General features: G+C 47.8%; 18 protein-coding genes. 9 read left to right on the top strand and 9 right to left on the bottom strand.

All coding sequences use genetic code 11. The features are described 5' to 3' along the window. Positions 1–64: 64 nt before the first annotated feature. The 7 genes from H027_RS0108335 to H027_RS0108305 all read right to left on the bottom strand — a co-directional run bounded on the left by H027_RS0108335 (position 65) and on the right by H027_RS0108305 (position 4,544). The gene (locus tag H027_RS0108335; RefSeq protein ID WP_024872005.1) at positions 65–958 is read right to left on the bottom strand and encodes an NAD(P)/FAD-dependent oxidoreductase; all 894 of its coding nucleotides are present in this window, start codon (positions 956–958) and stop codon (positions 65–67) included. A gap of 216 nt (positions 959–1,174) precedes the next feature. Further along, the gene (locus H027_RS0108330) at positions 1,175–1,777 is read right to left on the bottom strand and encodes a TetR/AcrR family transcriptional regulator (RefSeq protein ID WP_024872004.1); all 603 of its coding nucleotides are present in this window, start codon (positions 1,775–1,777) and stop codon (positions 1,175–1,177) included. Between the two features lie 156 nt (positions 1,778–1,933). Continuing rightward, positions 1,934–2,983, bottom strand: a complete 1,050-nt coding sequence (locus H027_RS0108325) for an alkene reductase (RefSeq protein WP_024872003.1) — start codon at positions 2,981–2,983, stop codon at positions 1,934–1,936. A 19-nt stretch (positions 2,984–3,002) separates the two neighbouring features. Next, positions 3,003–3,308: an ArsR/SmtB family transcription factor gene (locus tag H027_RS0108320; RefSeq protein WP_024872002.1), complete on the bottom strand. Its 306-nt coding sequence runs from the start codon at positions 3,306–3,308 to the stop codon at positions 3,003–3,005. A 187-nt stretch (positions 3,309–3,495) separates the two neighbouring features. Then, on the bottom strand, positions 3,496–3,714 hold the full coding sequence (locus tag H027_RS0108315) for a DUF3820 family protein (protein ID WP_024872001.1): 219 nt from the start codon (positions 3,712–3,714) through the stop codon (positions 3,496–3,498). Between the two features lie 65 nt (positions 3,715–3,779). Next, positions 3,780–4,103 carry a hypothetical protein gene (locus tag H027_RS0108310; protein ID WP_024872000.1) on the bottom strand — a complete coding sequence of 108 codons (324 nt, stop codon included), beginning with the start codon at positions 4,101–4,103 and terminating at the stop codon, positions 3,780–3,782. A gap of 129 nt (positions 4,104–4,232) precedes the next feature. Next, positions 4,233–4,544 carry a copper-binding protein gene (locus H027_RS0108305; protein ID WP_024871999.1) on the bottom strand — a complete coding sequence of 104 codons (312 nt, stop codon included), beginning with the start codon at positions 4,542–4,544 and terminating at the stop codon, positions 4,233–4,235. A 169-nt stretch (positions 4,545–4,713) separates the two neighbouring features. Between H027_RS0108305 and H027_RS0108300 the strand changes: the two genes are divergently transcribed. Next, positions 4,714–5,628: a LysR family transcriptional regulator gene (locus H027_RS0108300; protein WP_024871998.1), complete on the top strand. Its 915-nt coding sequence runs from the start codon at positions 4,714–4,716 to the stop codon at positions 5,626–5,628. Here the strand turns inward: H027_RS0108300 and H027_RS0108295 are convergent, their stop codons facing one another. Together H027_RS0108295 and H027_RS0108290 are read right to left on the bottom strand one after the other, a co-directional pair. After that, positions 5,629–6,720, bottom strand: a complete 1,092-nt coding sequence (locus tag H027_RS0108295; RefSeq protein ID WP_024871997.1) for an AI-2E family transporter — start codon at positions 6,718–6,720, stop codon at positions 5,629–5,631. Positions 6,721–6,765: 45 nt separating this feature from the next. After that, positions 6,766–7,647: a DMT family transporter gene (locus H027_RS0108290; RefSeq protein WP_024871996.1), complete on the bottom strand. Its 882-nt coding sequence runs from the start codon at positions 7,645–7,647 to the stop codon at positions 6,766–6,768. 98 nt (positions 7,648–7,745) lie between these two features. Between H027_RS0108290 and earP the strand changes: the two genes are divergently transcribed. The 8 genes from earP (at position 7,746) to H027_RS0108250 (ending at position 15,419) form a co-directional block, all read left to right on the top strand. Further along, the gene (gene earP, locus H027_RS0108285) at positions 7,746–8,912 is read left to right on the top strand and encodes an elongation factor P maturation arginine rhamnosyltransferase EarP (RefSeq protein WP_152536706.1); all 1,167 of its coding nucleotides are present in this window, start codon (positions 7,746–7,748) and stop codon (positions 8,910–8,912) included. A 34-nt stretch (positions 8,913–8,946) separates the two neighbouring features. Beyond that, positions 8,947–9,510: an elongation factor P gene (gene efp / locus H027_RS0108280; RefSeq protein WP_024871994.1), complete on the top strand. Its 564-nt coding sequence runs from the start codon at positions 8,947–8,949 to the stop codon at positions 9,508–9,510. Positions 9,511–9,575: 65 nt separating this feature from the next. Further along, positions 9,576–10,031 carry an FMN-binding protein MioC gene (gene mioC, locus H027_RS0108275; protein WP_024871993.1) on the top strand — a complete coding sequence of 152 codons (456 nt, stop codon included), beginning with the start codon at positions 9,576–9,578 and terminating at the stop codon, positions 10,029–10,031. Between the two features lie 548 nt (positions 10,032–10,579). After that, positions 10,580–12,469, top strand: a complete 1,890-nt coding sequence (gene mnmG, locus H027_RS0108270; protein ID WP_024871992.1) for a tRNA uridine-5-carboxymethylaminomethyl(34) synthesis enzyme MnmG — start codon at positions 10,580–10,582, stop codon at positions 12,467–12,469. Positions 12,470–12,473: 4 nt separating this feature from the next. Beyond that, positions 12,474–13,103 carry a 16S rRNA (guanine(527)-N(7))-methyltransferase RsmG gene (gene rsmG / locus H027_RS0108265; RefSeq protein ID WP_024871991.1) on the top strand — a complete coding sequence of 210 codons (630 nt, stop codon included), beginning with the start codon at positions 12,474–12,476 and terminating at the stop codon, positions 13,101–13,103. Positions 13,104–13,114: 11 nt separating this feature from the next. Further along, complete coding sequence (locus H027_RS0108260) at positions 13,115–13,903, top strand: ParA family protein (protein WP_024871990.1); 789 nt, start codon at positions 13,115–13,117, stop codon at positions 13,901–13,903. Positions 13,904–13,914: 11 nt separating this feature from the next. Beyond that, positions 13,915–14,823, top strand: a complete 909-nt coding sequence (locus tag H027_RS0108255; protein ID WP_024871989.1) for a ParB/RepB/Spo0J family partition protein — start codon at positions 13,915–13,917, stop codon at positions 14,821–14,823. Positions 14,824–15,029: 206 nt separating this feature from the next. Then, entirely contained in the window at positions 15,030–15,419 is a 390-nt protein-coding gene (locus H027_RS0108250; protein ID WP_024871988.1) for an ATP synthase subunit I, read from the top strand. The last annotated feature ends 8 nt before the right edge of the window (positions 15,420–15,427 follow it).

The raw sequence follows: 15,427 nt of genomic DNA, 5'->3' as shown, positions 1-15,427 counted from the left end.
GAAAAAATAGGGTTAAAAAACCGGGACAATTTTCATCTATCACCCGGTTTTTAGGTTTGAAAAATCAAATCTGACTGACCAGATCAAACGCATCACGCACTGCATGCATGACATTGTTAACCTGTTTGGCATCCCCTAGCAGGTAAACATGCTCACGTTCCGCCCGTAGTGTTTCATACAAAGAATTATTAGCCTGATAGCCAATCGCCGTGACTATCGAATCAGCAACCAATTCAGTTTGTTGCCCTTCTGTCTGTAATACGATCCGTGAATCGACCGCATGAGAAATAATGGTGTTGGTCTTGATGGTAATCCCTTTTTGGGGAAGTAAATTTTTTAACGTTTCGGTACTGCTGTAACTCAGTGTTTTATTAATTGGTAATATTTCATTTTGTTTTTCAATGAGTGTGACTTGTTTTCCCTGATTTTTCAGCCAGAGTGCCGTTTCACACCCAACCAGACCCCCACCGGCGACAATTACAACATGCCCCGGATCTTTCGCTCCGGTCAGCACGCTTTCCGCGCTGAAAATAGACCGAAAACCAGGGATATTTTGTTTGATGGGCGTTGAACCGGTGGCAATCAAAATAATATCAGCATCATTTTGTCGGATGGCTTCTTCATCTATCCAGGAATGTAAATGGATGGGTACATTCAATTCATGCAGTTCACTACCATACCAGTGGATCAGCGCATGACATTCCTTCTTAAAATCCGGCATACCACCCGCGACCAAATTACCGCCTAAATAGCCTTTTTGTTCATATAACTCAACCTTATGCCCCCGGCGGGCCGCTACTCTGGCCGCCTCCATGCCTGCCACCCCACCACCAATAACCATAATATTTTGGGGTACAAAACTGGGAGTAATCGTCTCCTTCATTGAACCAAAATAGCTATCTCCAGAGAAAGAAATAGCATTGTGTCCGATATCCATATAGCTATTTTTTTTCAGCATGGTTCACCTGCCTACATCCGTTACTACACACAAAGCAGAGATAAATAGCAAAACCGTTGACTGAATCAATTCAGTGAATAAGTTCAGAATAAAAAGCGAGGAATAAATGGTCAATGCTACAAATGCACAGGTAGCGGATTAATTACAATATTTTGAATTGGATCAAAAAACATAAGGCTGCATACACAATACACCCTTATAAAACAGATAGTTAAATCAATTAATACCGTTTTTTATAACAAAGGTAGACAATAAACGTTTAATATATTGCTGCATCGCCGATTCCAAATCGTATTGGCCATCATGTAAACACCAATCAAAAATGACACCGCGAGCCGCAATCAATAAACATTCAGCAATCTGAGCAGCACTCTGTTCGGTGGTCATTAATTGATGATTTTGTGCCTCAATGATGATTTGTTGCAGTAAAGACAACATAAACCGTTCGTATTTAACAAACAGCTTATTATCTGTGTTGTACAGCGATTTTACGGTATCAAAACCAACATTCAGACAGTAACGGGCATAATGGGAAAAATATTCCAGAACACGTGAGCAGCCACTCGGTGCAGTTAATGCGCTAGCCACATACTCCTCAAAATAACGATCCGCTTCCAGATAGATTTCGAAAAAGATATCGTTTTTTGATTTGAAATAGTGATAAAACGCTCCGACTGAAACACCTGCTTTTTTACTAATATCCTCAATCGTTATACTTTGATAATTATTTTTCTCCATTAAAGCCACAGCAGCCTGATAGATCCGTATTTTAGTTTCTAATGCTTGCTGTTTTCTACTTTTGGCAGGTTTATCACTCATGGATACTATTCCGATACGACTGAATTATTATTTACTGATTCTAATGGTATTGGAAATAAACCTGCAAATCATCAGGTAGATTAAATAGTTACAATGTTACATTTTTAGAAAAATAAAGAGCCAGGGATAACAATATACCTGGCTCATCACTGCCGCTTAAAGGAAGGGATAATCGGTATAACCTTCCGGACCTGAACCATACATTTTATCGGTACGAAGCTCATTCAATGGTGCATGCTGCTTTATCCGCGCCACCAGATCCGGATTTGCGATAAATGATTTACCAAAAGCCACGGCATCAGCATGACTTTCATTCAAAACCTGTTGTGCGGTATCAGCAACAAATTGTTCGTTCGCAATCAATGTCCCGCCAAATGCCTTTTTCAGCATTGGAGTTAAAGCGGGTGCATTAAAATGTTCACGGGTAAAAATAAAGGCTATCTGACGTTTTCCCAGCTCCTTGGCAACATAGCCAAAAGTGGCCGCCGGATCGCTATCCCCCATCGAATGTGAATCACCGCGAGGCGCTAAATGCATGCCTACCCGACCCGCCCCCCAGACGGAAATCACCGCGTCAGTCACTTCCAACATTAATCGGGCGCGATTTTCGATGCTGCCGCCGTAATTATCTGTCCGCAGATTGGTCGAACTTTGCAGGAATTGATCCAGCAAATAACCATTGGCACCATGAATTTCTACACCATCGAACCCGGCTTTCTTCGCGTTTTCAGCGCCTTTGCGATATGCCTCAATAATTGCAGGGATCTCATCAGACGCTAATGCCCGCGGCGTTTCAAAATTTTTCAGCGGACGCACCAGACTGACATGACCTTCCGCAGCAATGGCACTTGGCGCTACTGGCAATTCACCATTGAGATAAATGGGATCAGAAATACGACCGACATGCCACAACTGCAGCACGATCCGGCCTCCCGCCTGATGGACAGCATTGGTAACCAGTTTCCAGCCCTCGACCTGTTCATCCGACCAGATACCAGGGGTATCCGGGTATCCTACACCCATTGGGGTAACTGAAGTCGCTTCGCTGATAATCAGCCCCGCTGAAGCGCGCTGTGCATAATATTCAGCCATTAGTGCATTCGGGATACGACCCTCGCTGGCACGGCAACGGGTCAGTGGCGCCATAATAATGCGGTTAGGGAGTGATAGTTCTCCCACTTGGATCGGATCAAACAAGGTCGTCATACCATACTCCTGAGTAAAGTTATAAAGCCTGCTTCATATGAGCGGTAAACTCATCAATCACCGTTTCATTTCGCTGGTAATACACCCACTGCCCCAAGCGCTTGGAATTTAGCAGTCCGGCTCGCTGTAATGTCGCCAGATGGGCAGAAATGGTGGATTGAGATAAGCCCGCCTTCGCATAAATCTGTCCAACACAAACACCATCAACATACGAACTTTTCTGATCCGGGAACTCCTGCTCCGGATGTTTCAGCCAATATAAAATATCTCGCCGGGCCGGGTTCGCCAGCGCCTTGATGATGATGTCGACTTCCTGATTATTCATAATCGTTTACCTGAACAGATGGCATTACTGTATATCGAAATATTTCGATATACAAATATAAAAATAACAATATCCCATTTTTTATCAACACAGAGGAAAAAAATACAGCAGATAGACTGACCGAAATCCTGGATCTGTGATTGCGGATTTATTGTAAATCAGTAGTAAAGAATAGATATCAGAAAGATTATCGAGGAGTTTTTAATGGTTTGATTAACTGATCCAATCCTTCGATTTTAAGCTCCAGACACAATGCCATCAACTCGCCAAGCTGACCTTGCGGGAACCCTTTTTTCGCAAACCAAAGCAGATATTCTTCAGGTAAATCGATCAGCATCCGCCCCTGATATTTGCCAAACGGCATGGCCGTACGAGCCAGTTGAAGCAGATGCTGTTGTGTAAACATGAGACGTTATTTCAGTTCAAGGTTTGAGCTTAAAATACCGCGACTCATTCAGGATGAAAATGTTTTTAATCGGCGATGTCAGAAAGCGCGACTTGATTGAGGTGAGCCTGCGCGGCAGGATTATCGATCCCTGCTGATTTGCTTGGGTTCATCTCTTTCATCAAACCACCATTTTGAGCACCACTATCATGAATAGTGACTGAACTTAACCGCGCTTGCGCTACCGGATCTTTGATGGATTTCAACTGATAACGTTGATTACTCATCTCTTTCATTAATCCACCATCGACATGTAACCCAGAAAATGCAACCGATTGCGCAGATGCAGAAACGGTCATCGCCAAGCCAATGGCAGCCAAACTAAGGCGAAACATAGAAGATTTGTTCATGGTATAACTCCTAAATAACAGAAGGCGCGCCTGAGACAGCAAGGGATCAGGCGTAAAAACTCGCAAATCAGAAAAAATAACGAATACAGAAGAACACCAGCCGGACAAAACCGGCCGGTAAAACCAGAATTAGCGCGAGGTTGGCGTAATGAAATGGATCAACGGCTGAGAAACAGAATCGGCAGTGAAGCTGGCATCCACACTTTGTCCGGCAGAGATACCAGTCAATACATTATCACCATCCACTTTATAAGTGATAGTGCGTACCGGCCAACCCAGTTCACTTACGGCATCTTGTGCTAATGTCACTTGATGATTAGTGGCATCGACTTGTTGAACGGTACCGTGGACATGGTAAAGGTTAACGTCTGCTTGTGCTGCCGTGGCAGTGAACAGTGAAAATACGGCAACCGCAGCGATATGGGATAATGATTTGTTCATGTTCAATTCTCCTGGAAATCAACTTTTAAGCGTATCGTGATATCCATCACTGCATGATTTCTTAAATCATGAAACCATTTTCCGTTGGCATGTGTTCACTCTATTGATTTCTTACATACAGATAAATAGCATTTATAAAGATTGACTATTTCATAAACCGGAACAATAAATGGATCACCTGCGTAATTTAAGTGCACTCATAGCAGTGGTTGAATGCGGTAGTTTTGTTGCGGCTGCGCAGCGGATGCATAGTTCTAAAGCAGCGGTGTCACGTTATATCCAAGAGCTAGAAACCTATCTGGGTGTTCGTCTGCTGCAACGTTCAACCCGCCGTATCGCACTCACTGAAGCCGGTCGCGACTATTACCAACGCACTAAACAAATTCTAGTTGATCTGGATGATGCTAACAGTGCCGTCGGTGCAAATAATGCCAGTCTGGTCGGCAATATCCGCGTCAATGCTCCTCTCACCTTTGGTACGCGTTATCTTGCACCCTTGTGGGCTGAGTTTATGGAACGTCACCCGTCTATTACTCTGGATATCGAACTGAATGACCGCCGGGTCGATCTATTGGAAGAAGGGTTTGATCTGGCGATCCGCATTGGCAATCTGGCCGATTCCTCGCTCGTTTCACGCCGGTTGTCAAATAGCCATGCGGTGTTATGTGCCTCGCCCGCCTATCTGGAAAAATACGGTACACCCACTACGCCGGAAGAACTGGCGCAACATCAGGCCATCTCTTATTCATACCTGCCTACTGGCGACATCTGGCATTTCTATTCTGCCAAACAAGGCGAACGCGCCATCAACATAAAAGCCAGAATGCACACCAATAATGGCGACACCATCCGGGCGGTGGTATTAGCCGGTCAAGGCATCGCTCTACAACCCATCTTTCAGGTCGGACCGGATATTCAAGAAGGTAAACTTGTCACGTTCATGACGGAATGGGCAGGCCCTTCGTTTGGCATTCATGCGGTCTATCCCTCACGTAAGCATCTGTCACTGAAGGTAAAAACGCTGATCGACTATCTGGCTGAGAAATTGGCTGGTACAGATTGGCAGCAACCAGCCAACACCTGATTATTCCGTTACTTTTTTATGTATTGCTTTTTTATCTGCCAACTTGTCAATATTCACCCAGTTTTTGAGCAAGGCATAGACTAGCGCCAGTAAGATCGGCCCTAAAAACACCCCTAACAGACCAAAACTGATCGCGCCACCGGCCACTCCAAACAAAATCAACACAATCGGCAACGGACTGCTACGCCCAATGACCAGCGATTTAACCACGTTATCGATCGAACCCACAGCAAATAACACCCAGACCGCCACAAAAATGGCCCAACCAACCGAGCCATGCTGATACAGCCAGGCGATCGCCGGAATCGACAGCAGCATAGGCCCGCCTGGTATCACCGATACCAGACAGGTCGCTAAGCCTAAACTCAGTGCATGCGGCACTTTGGCAATGACATAGGCAAACCAGGCAAAAATCCCCTGGGCAATCGCGGCACCAATGAATCCGTTCACGACGCCCCGGATCGTAGTATGTGCCACCTGCAGAAGACGGATCCCTTCCCGGGGCGCAATTTTATGACAGAAGGCCAGAATCCAGCGATGAATAGTCTCACCGTTGGCATATAACACTCCAGCAATGAGCAGACTAATCAATAACATCAACATACCGGCACCAAAGGATCCGGCGACACTCAACATCATCTTCGCCAAGGGTGCTATGAACCCTTTCAGTGGTGTCAAAACCTGCAAATCCTGCTGCTGGATGCTTTGCCATTGCGTCTGTAACCAGCCCCCGGCATACGGCACATTTAAAAGCCACTGCGGCAGATCCGGCCAAACCCCCGCCTCGATTTTTTGCTGTAATATGCGGGCAAAATGCGTCAGTTGTTGCGCAAATTCAACGGATGCCAGCACTAAGGGCACGACCACAAACAACATCATCACCGTGACCACCAATGCCGCCGCTACATGATTCCGCCCGCCTAAACGGGCAGAGACCCAAGTGAAAGGCTCCCAGGTGGCAGAAACCAGAATGATGGCCCAGAGTGTTGCCACCAGAAACGGGGCAATCACAATAAAGGCAGCCGCAACAATCGACACCAGCAGTAATAGCGCAACTAATGGTTGCGTTAATTCATTAAAACGAGACGGCATACTTCCGGCTCCTTGATGAGTTGAAAGTCGTGATGAATTAAAAGTTTAGTGAGTAGCACGTTTTAATTTAGGCAGCGGGATCTGCGAAAGCAACATGCCCGTCATCATCAGTGCACAACCGATCCAACCGCGCAGGGGTAACGATTCACTTAAAAAGACCACGCCCCCAATCGCAGCAAAAACAGCCTCCATACTCATAATAATGGCGGCATGAGTCGGTTTGGCTTTTTTCTGCGCCACGATCTGCAAGGTATAAGCCACACCGACACTGATCAGACTGGCAAACAACACGGCTTTCCAGGCCGCAAAGACAGAGGACAACGACGGCGTTTCCAGCCAGAACGCTACCAGCATGCTCAATACACCGCAGGACAAAAACTGCACGGCGGATAACTGCAAGGCATTCACTCTGCGACCAATAAAATCAATCCACAAAATATGGCAAGACCAGAAAATAGCCCCAATAAACATCAGCATGTCACCACGAGACATGCTCAGATCATCATTGATACTCAGCAGATACAGGCCGGCCAGAGCAATTCCCGCTCCTAGCCAGGCATTCAAACCGGTGACATGGCGTAAAAACAGGCCTAAGAATGGCACCAGGATCATATATAACCCCGTGATAAAGCCGGCTTTCGCTGCCGAGGTATACAGTAATCCGACTTGTTGCAGGGCCGCAGCTGCAAACAAGATCGTACCCGCCACCCCACCCGCCAGCCAGATCGACGTCTTGGCGGCGGGAGTCACCGCAACGGATTGTTTACGCGAAAAAAACCAAATAAGAGGTAACAGCGACACCGCACCCAGTAGAAAACGGATCCCGTTAAACGAAAATGGCCCCATGTGCTCCATCGCGACACGCTGGGCAACAAAAGCAAACCCCCAGATCGCAGCGGTCAGCAATAACATCAGATTAGCTTGCATAGTTCTCTCTTCAATGGAATGCAAAATGCGTCTTTCCGGCTATTCTGCCTGAATTTCTGTTACGATCCTGCCTTAATATTGCAGTGATGATGAAGCTTATGCCGCAAACCACCGATTCTTTTTGGGATATTTTCTGCACCGTGGTCGATAACTACGGTGATATCGGCGTTACCTGGCGTCTGGCCCGCCAGCTAGCCAATGAATATCATCAGGCAATACGCCTCTGGGTCGATGATTTACCGACGTTCCAGCGCATTTGCCCATCACTGGATCTGACGCTGGCAGAACAACAAATCGACAATGTGTTGATCGGTCACTGGAATGCCACCTTTCCGGCACAATGGCAGCCAGGCCAGGTAGTGATTGAAGCGTTTGCCTGCGAACTGCCGACCGAAGTACTGCAAACCCTCCAGCAGATGCAGACTCCGCCGATTTGGTTGAATTTGGAATACCTGACCGCCGAAAGCTGGATCGATGGCTGTCATGGCTTACCCTCCCGTCAGCAGCATCTGACCAAGTTTTTCTTTTTTCCCGGTTTCAGTGCCCAAAGTGGTGGCTTGCTCTGTGAAAACAACCTGTTTTCAGAGCGGGAGCGCTGGTTACAACAACCCGATTACCGCCAGCAATTTTGTCACGCAAGAGGTCTGTTAGCCCCCCAGGACAATGAGTTATTTATCAGCCTGTTCAGCTATGAAAATCAGGCATTGCCCGCGTTGCTGGCCTGCTGGCAGCAACACCCCATCCCGGTACGCTGTTTGATCCCGGCGGGCCGGACACTGAACAGCTTACGGGCACTGTTACCCGCCGAAGTTTGTCAGGCCGGTGGCCGCTGGCAACAAGGCTCGCTGACCGTAGAGGTCATCCCGATGACCGATCAGACCGGCTACGACCAGCTGCTGTGGTGCTGTGATTTCAATATTGTCCGTGGTGAAGATTCATTCCTGCGCGCACAATGGGCCGCGCGGCCGTTTCTGTGGCATATCTATCCGCAGGAAGATGCGGCTCATCTGGAAAAATTGGAAGCCTTTTCTGCTCGTTACAGCCAAACCATGTCCGCCGAACTCGCGCAGGCAGTCCGGGAACTGTTCATGCACTTCAATCAGGAACATCCGGACGAGTTAAAACAGAACTGGCTGACAGTACAATCTCATTGGTCTGAATGGCAGCAACAGGCACAACATTGGCCGCAAACTGCACTCGCTGGTGGAAATTTAGCCAGCCAACTGGTGCAATTTGTCAAAAAACAGCTAGAATGCTGCGCGTAAATCTAAGCTTAAGCTAAATTCAGGAATTGAACACATGAAAATCGCTCAGGAAATCCGTGTCGGTAACGTCATCATGATCGGTAAAGACCCAATGGTCGTGCTGAAAACCGAATTCAACAAATCCGGCCGTAACTCTGCCGTTGTTAAAATGAAAATGAAAAACCTGCTGTCAGGCGCAGGCGCAGAAACTGTGTTCAAAGCCGATGACAAACTGGACACCGTACAGCTGGAACGTAAAGAATGTACTTATTCTTACTTCGCTGATCCAATGTATGTGTTCATGGATACTGAATACAACCAGTACGACATCGAAAAAGAAAACCTGGGCGACGTACTGAACTACCTGATCGACGGCATGGAAGACATCTGCGAAGTAACCTTCTACGAAGGTAAAGCGATCTCCATGGAACTGCCAATCACTATCGTACGTGAAGTGGAATACACTGAGCCTTCAGTTCGTGGCGACACTTCAGGCAAAGTCATGAAGCCTGCTAAACTGAAAGGCACTGATGCCACCATCTCTGTTGCCGATTTCGTTAAGATCGGTGACAAGATCGAAATCGACACCCGTACCGGTGAATTCAAACGCCGCGTGTAGTCTTCTGCATCGCCTTGTTTTATAAAAGGAGCCATCACGGCTCCTTTTTTATTTAAGGAAACACAATGGCTCATATTGATCTCATCATTGGCTCAACCCTCGGTGCCGCAGAATATGTGGCCGAACATCTTGCCGAGCAGTTGCAAACCCACCAACACACCACCACATTGCACTATCAACCGGATCTGGTTCAACTGCTGGCCAGCAAAGGTCCGGATACCGTCTGGCTGGTGGTCACCTCAACCCATGGTGCCGGACAAGTACCGGATAATCTGCATGCGTTTACTCAGGATCTGGTACAAAAACCGTTGCAACTGGCCGATCTTCGCTATGCGGTCGTGGCACTTGGCGATAGCAATTACGATACCTTTTGTGCCGCAGGCCGTCTGCTGGATCAATTACTGGAACAGACCAATGCCCAAAAGATCGGTGAACGTCTGGAAATTGATGTCACGCAGCATGAGATCCCCGAAGATGCCGCCGATCTGTGGTTCACCACATGGCACCTGTTACTGAACTGATCCCCCCTCTACCCGGGATCACCATGACAACGTGACGTGATCCCATTTTCGATTTATGATCTTATCCACTACGACAAACGATCGTGTCAGAAAAAGCCTTGCACAGATTTATCCACAGAAGATTGACAATTGGATCGTCATAAAAATACAGATACGCACAGTTTAGGATCATCAAAAAAAGTTTTGTGTATAACCATACTGAAAACCACTGATTAAGCTCTTTTTATCCTATTAACAACCAGATAGATCACTTGAGTCTGTGCATAACAACGCTGGTTATACTCATGTTTGACCTCGCTGGATCCCCGAAAAACCACAGGATTGGATCCATCTCAACACCTTGATCAATCTGATCATTTTTAAGTTATTAACAGAGACCCGCGATCCATATAATAAAGATCAATAAGAAGATCATAAAAAGATCCTAGATCTAATAAGCAATCCCATTCCTCTTAAGATCGTTCTTTGATGTTATTGATCCCGTAAACCCGTTAGAATATGCGCCCACTGAAATAACGATCCTTGATGGCAATAATTGGAGTTTGCATATGCAGTATCATGATCAATTCGATGTGATTGTGGTTGGCGGAGGCCATGCGGGCACCGAAGCGGCAACCGCGGCAGCACGTATGGGCATGAAAACCCTGTTGCTGACCCACAACATTGAGACATTAGGACATATGTCTTGTAATCCGGCCATCGGAGGGATCGGAAAGGGCCATTTGGTGAAAGAAGTGGATGCCATGGGTGGCGTAATGGCGCAAGCCATCGATCATGCCGGGATCCAGTTCCGTATCCTGAATTCATCCAAGGGCCCAGCAGTACGCGCAACCCGTGCGCAGGCAGATCGTTTACTGTATAAACAGACAATCCGACATACGCTGGAAAATTATCCTAATCTGCAACTGTTCCAGCAGGCCTGCGATGATCTGATCCTCGACGGTGATCGGGTCTGTGGAGTGGTCACCCAAGCTGGGATCCGTATTTTAGCGAAAACGGTCGTACTGACGGCGGGCACATTTTTAAACGGCCTGATCCATATTGGTATGGAGCATTATCGTGGCGGTCGTTCGGGTGATCCAGCCTCTGTCACACTGGCGGAACGCATGCGTGAACTGCCGCTGCGGGTTGGTCGACTGAAAACAGGCACGCCTCCTCGCATTGATGCGCGCTCCGTTGATTTCTCACAATTGCAGGTGCAGCCGGGTGATGATCCGGTGCCGGTCTTTTCCTATCTGGGAAAACCGGAACAGCATCCGCGGCAGGTGCCTTGTTTTATCACGCATACCAACACACAGACCCATGATGTGATCCGGGCCAATCTGGATCGCAGCCCGATGTATGCGGGGGTGATCGAAGGGATCGGCCCACGTTATTGTCCGTCGATCGAAGATAAGATCATGCGCTTTGCCGATAAAGACGCGCATCAGATCTTCATCGAGCCGGAAGGCCTGACGACACATGAGCTCTATCCGAACGGGATCTCCACCAGCCTGCCATTTGATGTACAGGTGCAGATCGTGCGTTCAATGAAAGGCTTTGCCAACGCGCACATCGCCCGTCCCGGCTATGCGATTGAATATGACTTTTTCGATCCGCGCGATCTGAAACCGAATATGGAAAACAAGTGTCTGCAGAACCTGTTCTTTGCCGGCCAGATCAACGGGACTACCGGTTACGAAGAAGCGGCGGCACAAGGGATGTTGGCTGGGATCAATGCGGCATTGCGGGCTCAGGATAAAGATCCTTGGGCGCCACGTCGCGATCAGGCCTATATCGGGGTTCTGATGGACGATCTCTCGACGCTGGGTACCAAAGAGCCTTACCGCATGTTCACCAGTCGTGCCGAATACCGCCTGCTGCTGCGCGAAGACAATGCCGATCTGCGCCTGACTCCTATCGCCCGGGAACTGGGTCTGGTGAATGAAGAGCGTTGGGCATTTTTCAACCACAAGCTGGAAATGATGGCACAGGAACAGCAGCGTCTGAAAGACTGCTGGATCCAGCCTCAACATCCAGCGGCAGAATCGCTGAATGCGATCCTGAAAACGCCATTGAGCCGTCCGGTGAATCTGGAGGATCTGCTGCGTCGTCCGGAAGTGAACTATCAGGATCTGATGGCAATTGAAGGCATTGGTCCGGGGATTGAGCATCAACAGGCGGCGGAGCAAATCGAGATCCAGGTGAAATATGCCGGTTATATTGATCGCCAGCAGGATGAAATCGACAAACAACTCCGCCATGAAGAAACCCTGTTGCCATTGGATCTGGACTACAGCGACGTACCGGGACTGTCGAAAGAGGTTTGTATCAAACTGAACGATATCAAACCACAGACCATCGGCCAGGCATCGCGCATTTCCGGCGTGACGCCGGCGGCGATTTCCATTTTATTAGTTCATTTGAAAAAACGCGGCTTGCTGCGTAAATCGGCCTGATTTTATGCAAACATTACTCCCTCAATTGGAATCGTTGCTGCAACAAGCCAATATATCGCTGTCCGATCAGCAGAAACAGCAACTGCTGGCACTGGTCGGGTTGCTGCATAAGTGGAACAAGGCATACAATCTGACGTCAGTACGTGAACCGGAAGGGATGCTGGTACGCCACATCCTCGACAGTATTGTGGTTGCGCCCTATCTGGATGGTCAGCGCTTTATTGATGTCGGTACCGGTCCGGGGTTACCCGGCTTACCATTGGCCATCGTGCAACCGGATAAGCAGTTTGTCTTGCTGGATAGCTTGGGAAAACGGATCCGCTTTATCCGTCAGGTTATTCTTGAATTGGGCTTAAAAAATGTCGTGGCGGTTCAATCTCGGGTGGAGGAATTCCACGATGAGATGGGGTTTGATGGGGTTTTAAGCCGTGCCTTTGCATCACTGACGGACATGCTGACTTGGTGTCGGCATTTACCGGCCCCCCAAGGCGTATTCCTTGCGTTAAAAGGGGTTTATCCGCAGGATGAATTGGAAACGCTGCCATCAGACTTTACACTGGTTGCTGCGCACCGCTTGGATGTGCCGCAACTGGATGCTGAACGTCACCTGATTATTGTGAAAAAACAACATTAGGATCCGCTACTGTGGGAAAAGTCATTGCCATAGCAAACCAGAAAGGTGGCGTCGGTAAAACGACCACCAGCGTGAATTTGGCTGCTTCAATGGCGGCGACACGTCGCAAAGTCCTGTTGATCGATCTCGATCCGCAGGGGAATGCCACGATGGCCAGCGGCGTTAACAAATACGAAACCGAACGCACCATCTATGAACTGCTGGTGGATGAAATGCCAGTGCGAGATGTGATCATCACCGAAACCACAGGCGGTTATGATCTGATTGCGGCCAATGGCGATGCTACGGCCGCCGAAATTCGACTCATGGAAGTCTTTGCGCGTGAGCTTCGTCTGCGCAACGCGCTGGCGCCGATCCGCGATGACTATGATTTTATTTTTATAGACTGCCCGCCAGCGTTAAATTTGCTGACGGTCAATGCCATGTCAGCGGCTGATTCGGTATTAGTACCGATGCAATGTGAATATTTTGCCCTGGAAGGTTTAACGGCACTGGTGGATACCATCAGCAAACTGGCTGCGGTGGTCAATCCAGAACTGAAAATCGAGGGTGTACTGCGAACGATGTTCGATCACCGTAACCGGCTCTCCAACGAAGTCTCGGAACAGTTAAAACAATATTTCGGTGATAAAGTTTACCGGACCATCATTCCGCGCAATGTGCGGCTGGCCGAAGCGCCAAGTCATGGGACTCCTGTGATGTATTACGATAAAAGTTCGCTAGGCTCAAAAGCCTATCTGGGATTGGCCGGCGAATTGTTACGCCGGGAAGAACAACAAAAGACCGAAGCCTCAGCGTGAGATAATCCGTTATGACCTCTAAAAAACGCGGTTTGGGCAAAGGCCTGGAAGCATTACTGGGTACCAGTCAGGTAGCCCGGCAGAAACAGATATTAAGTGATATTCAGGCGGATGCTGTTCAACACAAAGTGGATGATCAGAAAGGCGAATTGCAGATCCTGCCGGTCAGTTGGCTACGGCCTGGTAAATACCAGCCGCGACGGGATATGTCGCAGGAAGCCCTGGAAGATCTGGCCAACTCGATTCGAGCTCAAGGGGTGATCCAGCCGATAGTTGTACGTCAGATTGCCGAACAGCAGTTTGAAATCATTGCGGGTGAACGTCGCTGGCGTGCCAGTCAGTTAGTTCGCCTGGAAACCGTCCCTTGTCTGATTAAGAACGTGGAAGACAATGCTGCGGTGGCCATTGCGCTGATTGAAAATATTCAGCGTGAAGATTTGAATGCCATCGAGGAAGCGGTCGCGTTACAACGCTTGATGACCGAGTTTGAATTATCTCATCAGCAAGTGGCCGAGGCGGTTGGTAAGTCCCGTTCTGCCGTGAGCAACCTGTTACGTTTAAATCAGCTGAATGATGATGTGAAACAGCTGGTTGAACATGGTGATCTGGATATGGGGCATGCACGGGCATTACTGAGCCTGGAAGGTGAATTACAAAGCGATGCCGCGCGGACGGTGGCTCAGAAAAATCTCACCGTACGAGACACCGAAAAAATGGTGCAGAAGCTTTTGAATCCACCATCGCCTAAGCCGGAACGACAGGTCGATGAAGAAGGGCTTGCCTGGTCGGAATCGTTGTCTGACAAATTGGGTGTTTCCGTACAGATTATTCGCTCAAATGACGATAACGGTAAGATAGTTTTAACTTATAAAAGTTATTCTGAATTCGAAAAGATCCGTCATTTTTTTAATTTGAGTTAGTTCACAAAAACGACTGGTTTTTTCGTTTTTGTTGGGCTACTGTTTTGTCTGAATTTGCAAAAAAAATCCTTTTGCACCAAATGGTTACATTTAACTTATATGTTAAATGACTGTTAGTGTGAAATTTAATAAATGGATGCTTTTTTGTTTAATTTATGTTAATAAAATGCGCCCTGATAGGGCGTTACAAAATCGGAGAAAGCTGAATGCTGCCAAGACCTGCGATGAGTGTGAAAACTATGGCGTGGTCTGTGCTTGCTATTCAGTTTGTTCTGATAGTGGTTGGGGCATTAATTACCTGGCTGGTAAAAGATGCAACGGCTGCGGGTTCTGTCTTAAGCGGAGGCGGAACTTACTGGGTACCTCAGTTATTGTTCAGTGTTATCAGTACATCGCGACCCGATCGTGAACTGGATGTTGGACTGGTACTGTGGGATATCTATCTGGCTGCTGGCTCAAAACTGATTACCACGCTGGTCTGTTTTGTTGTGGTATTCAAATGGCTTCATGTTAATCACGCGATTGTGCTGATCACGTTTGGTCTGATGCTAGTTAGTCAGTGGATAATATCGTTAACCCTCAACAATCGTTACTAGGAACTAGC

Source organism: Tolumonas lignilytica (assembly GCF_000527035.1).
In the GTDB taxonomy this organism is placed as follows: Bacteria; Pseudomonadota; Gammaproteobacteria; order Enterobacterales; family Aeromonadaceae; genus Tolumonas; species Tolumonas lignilytica.
This window is presented reverse-complemented; position numbering and strand designations above follow the sequence as displayed.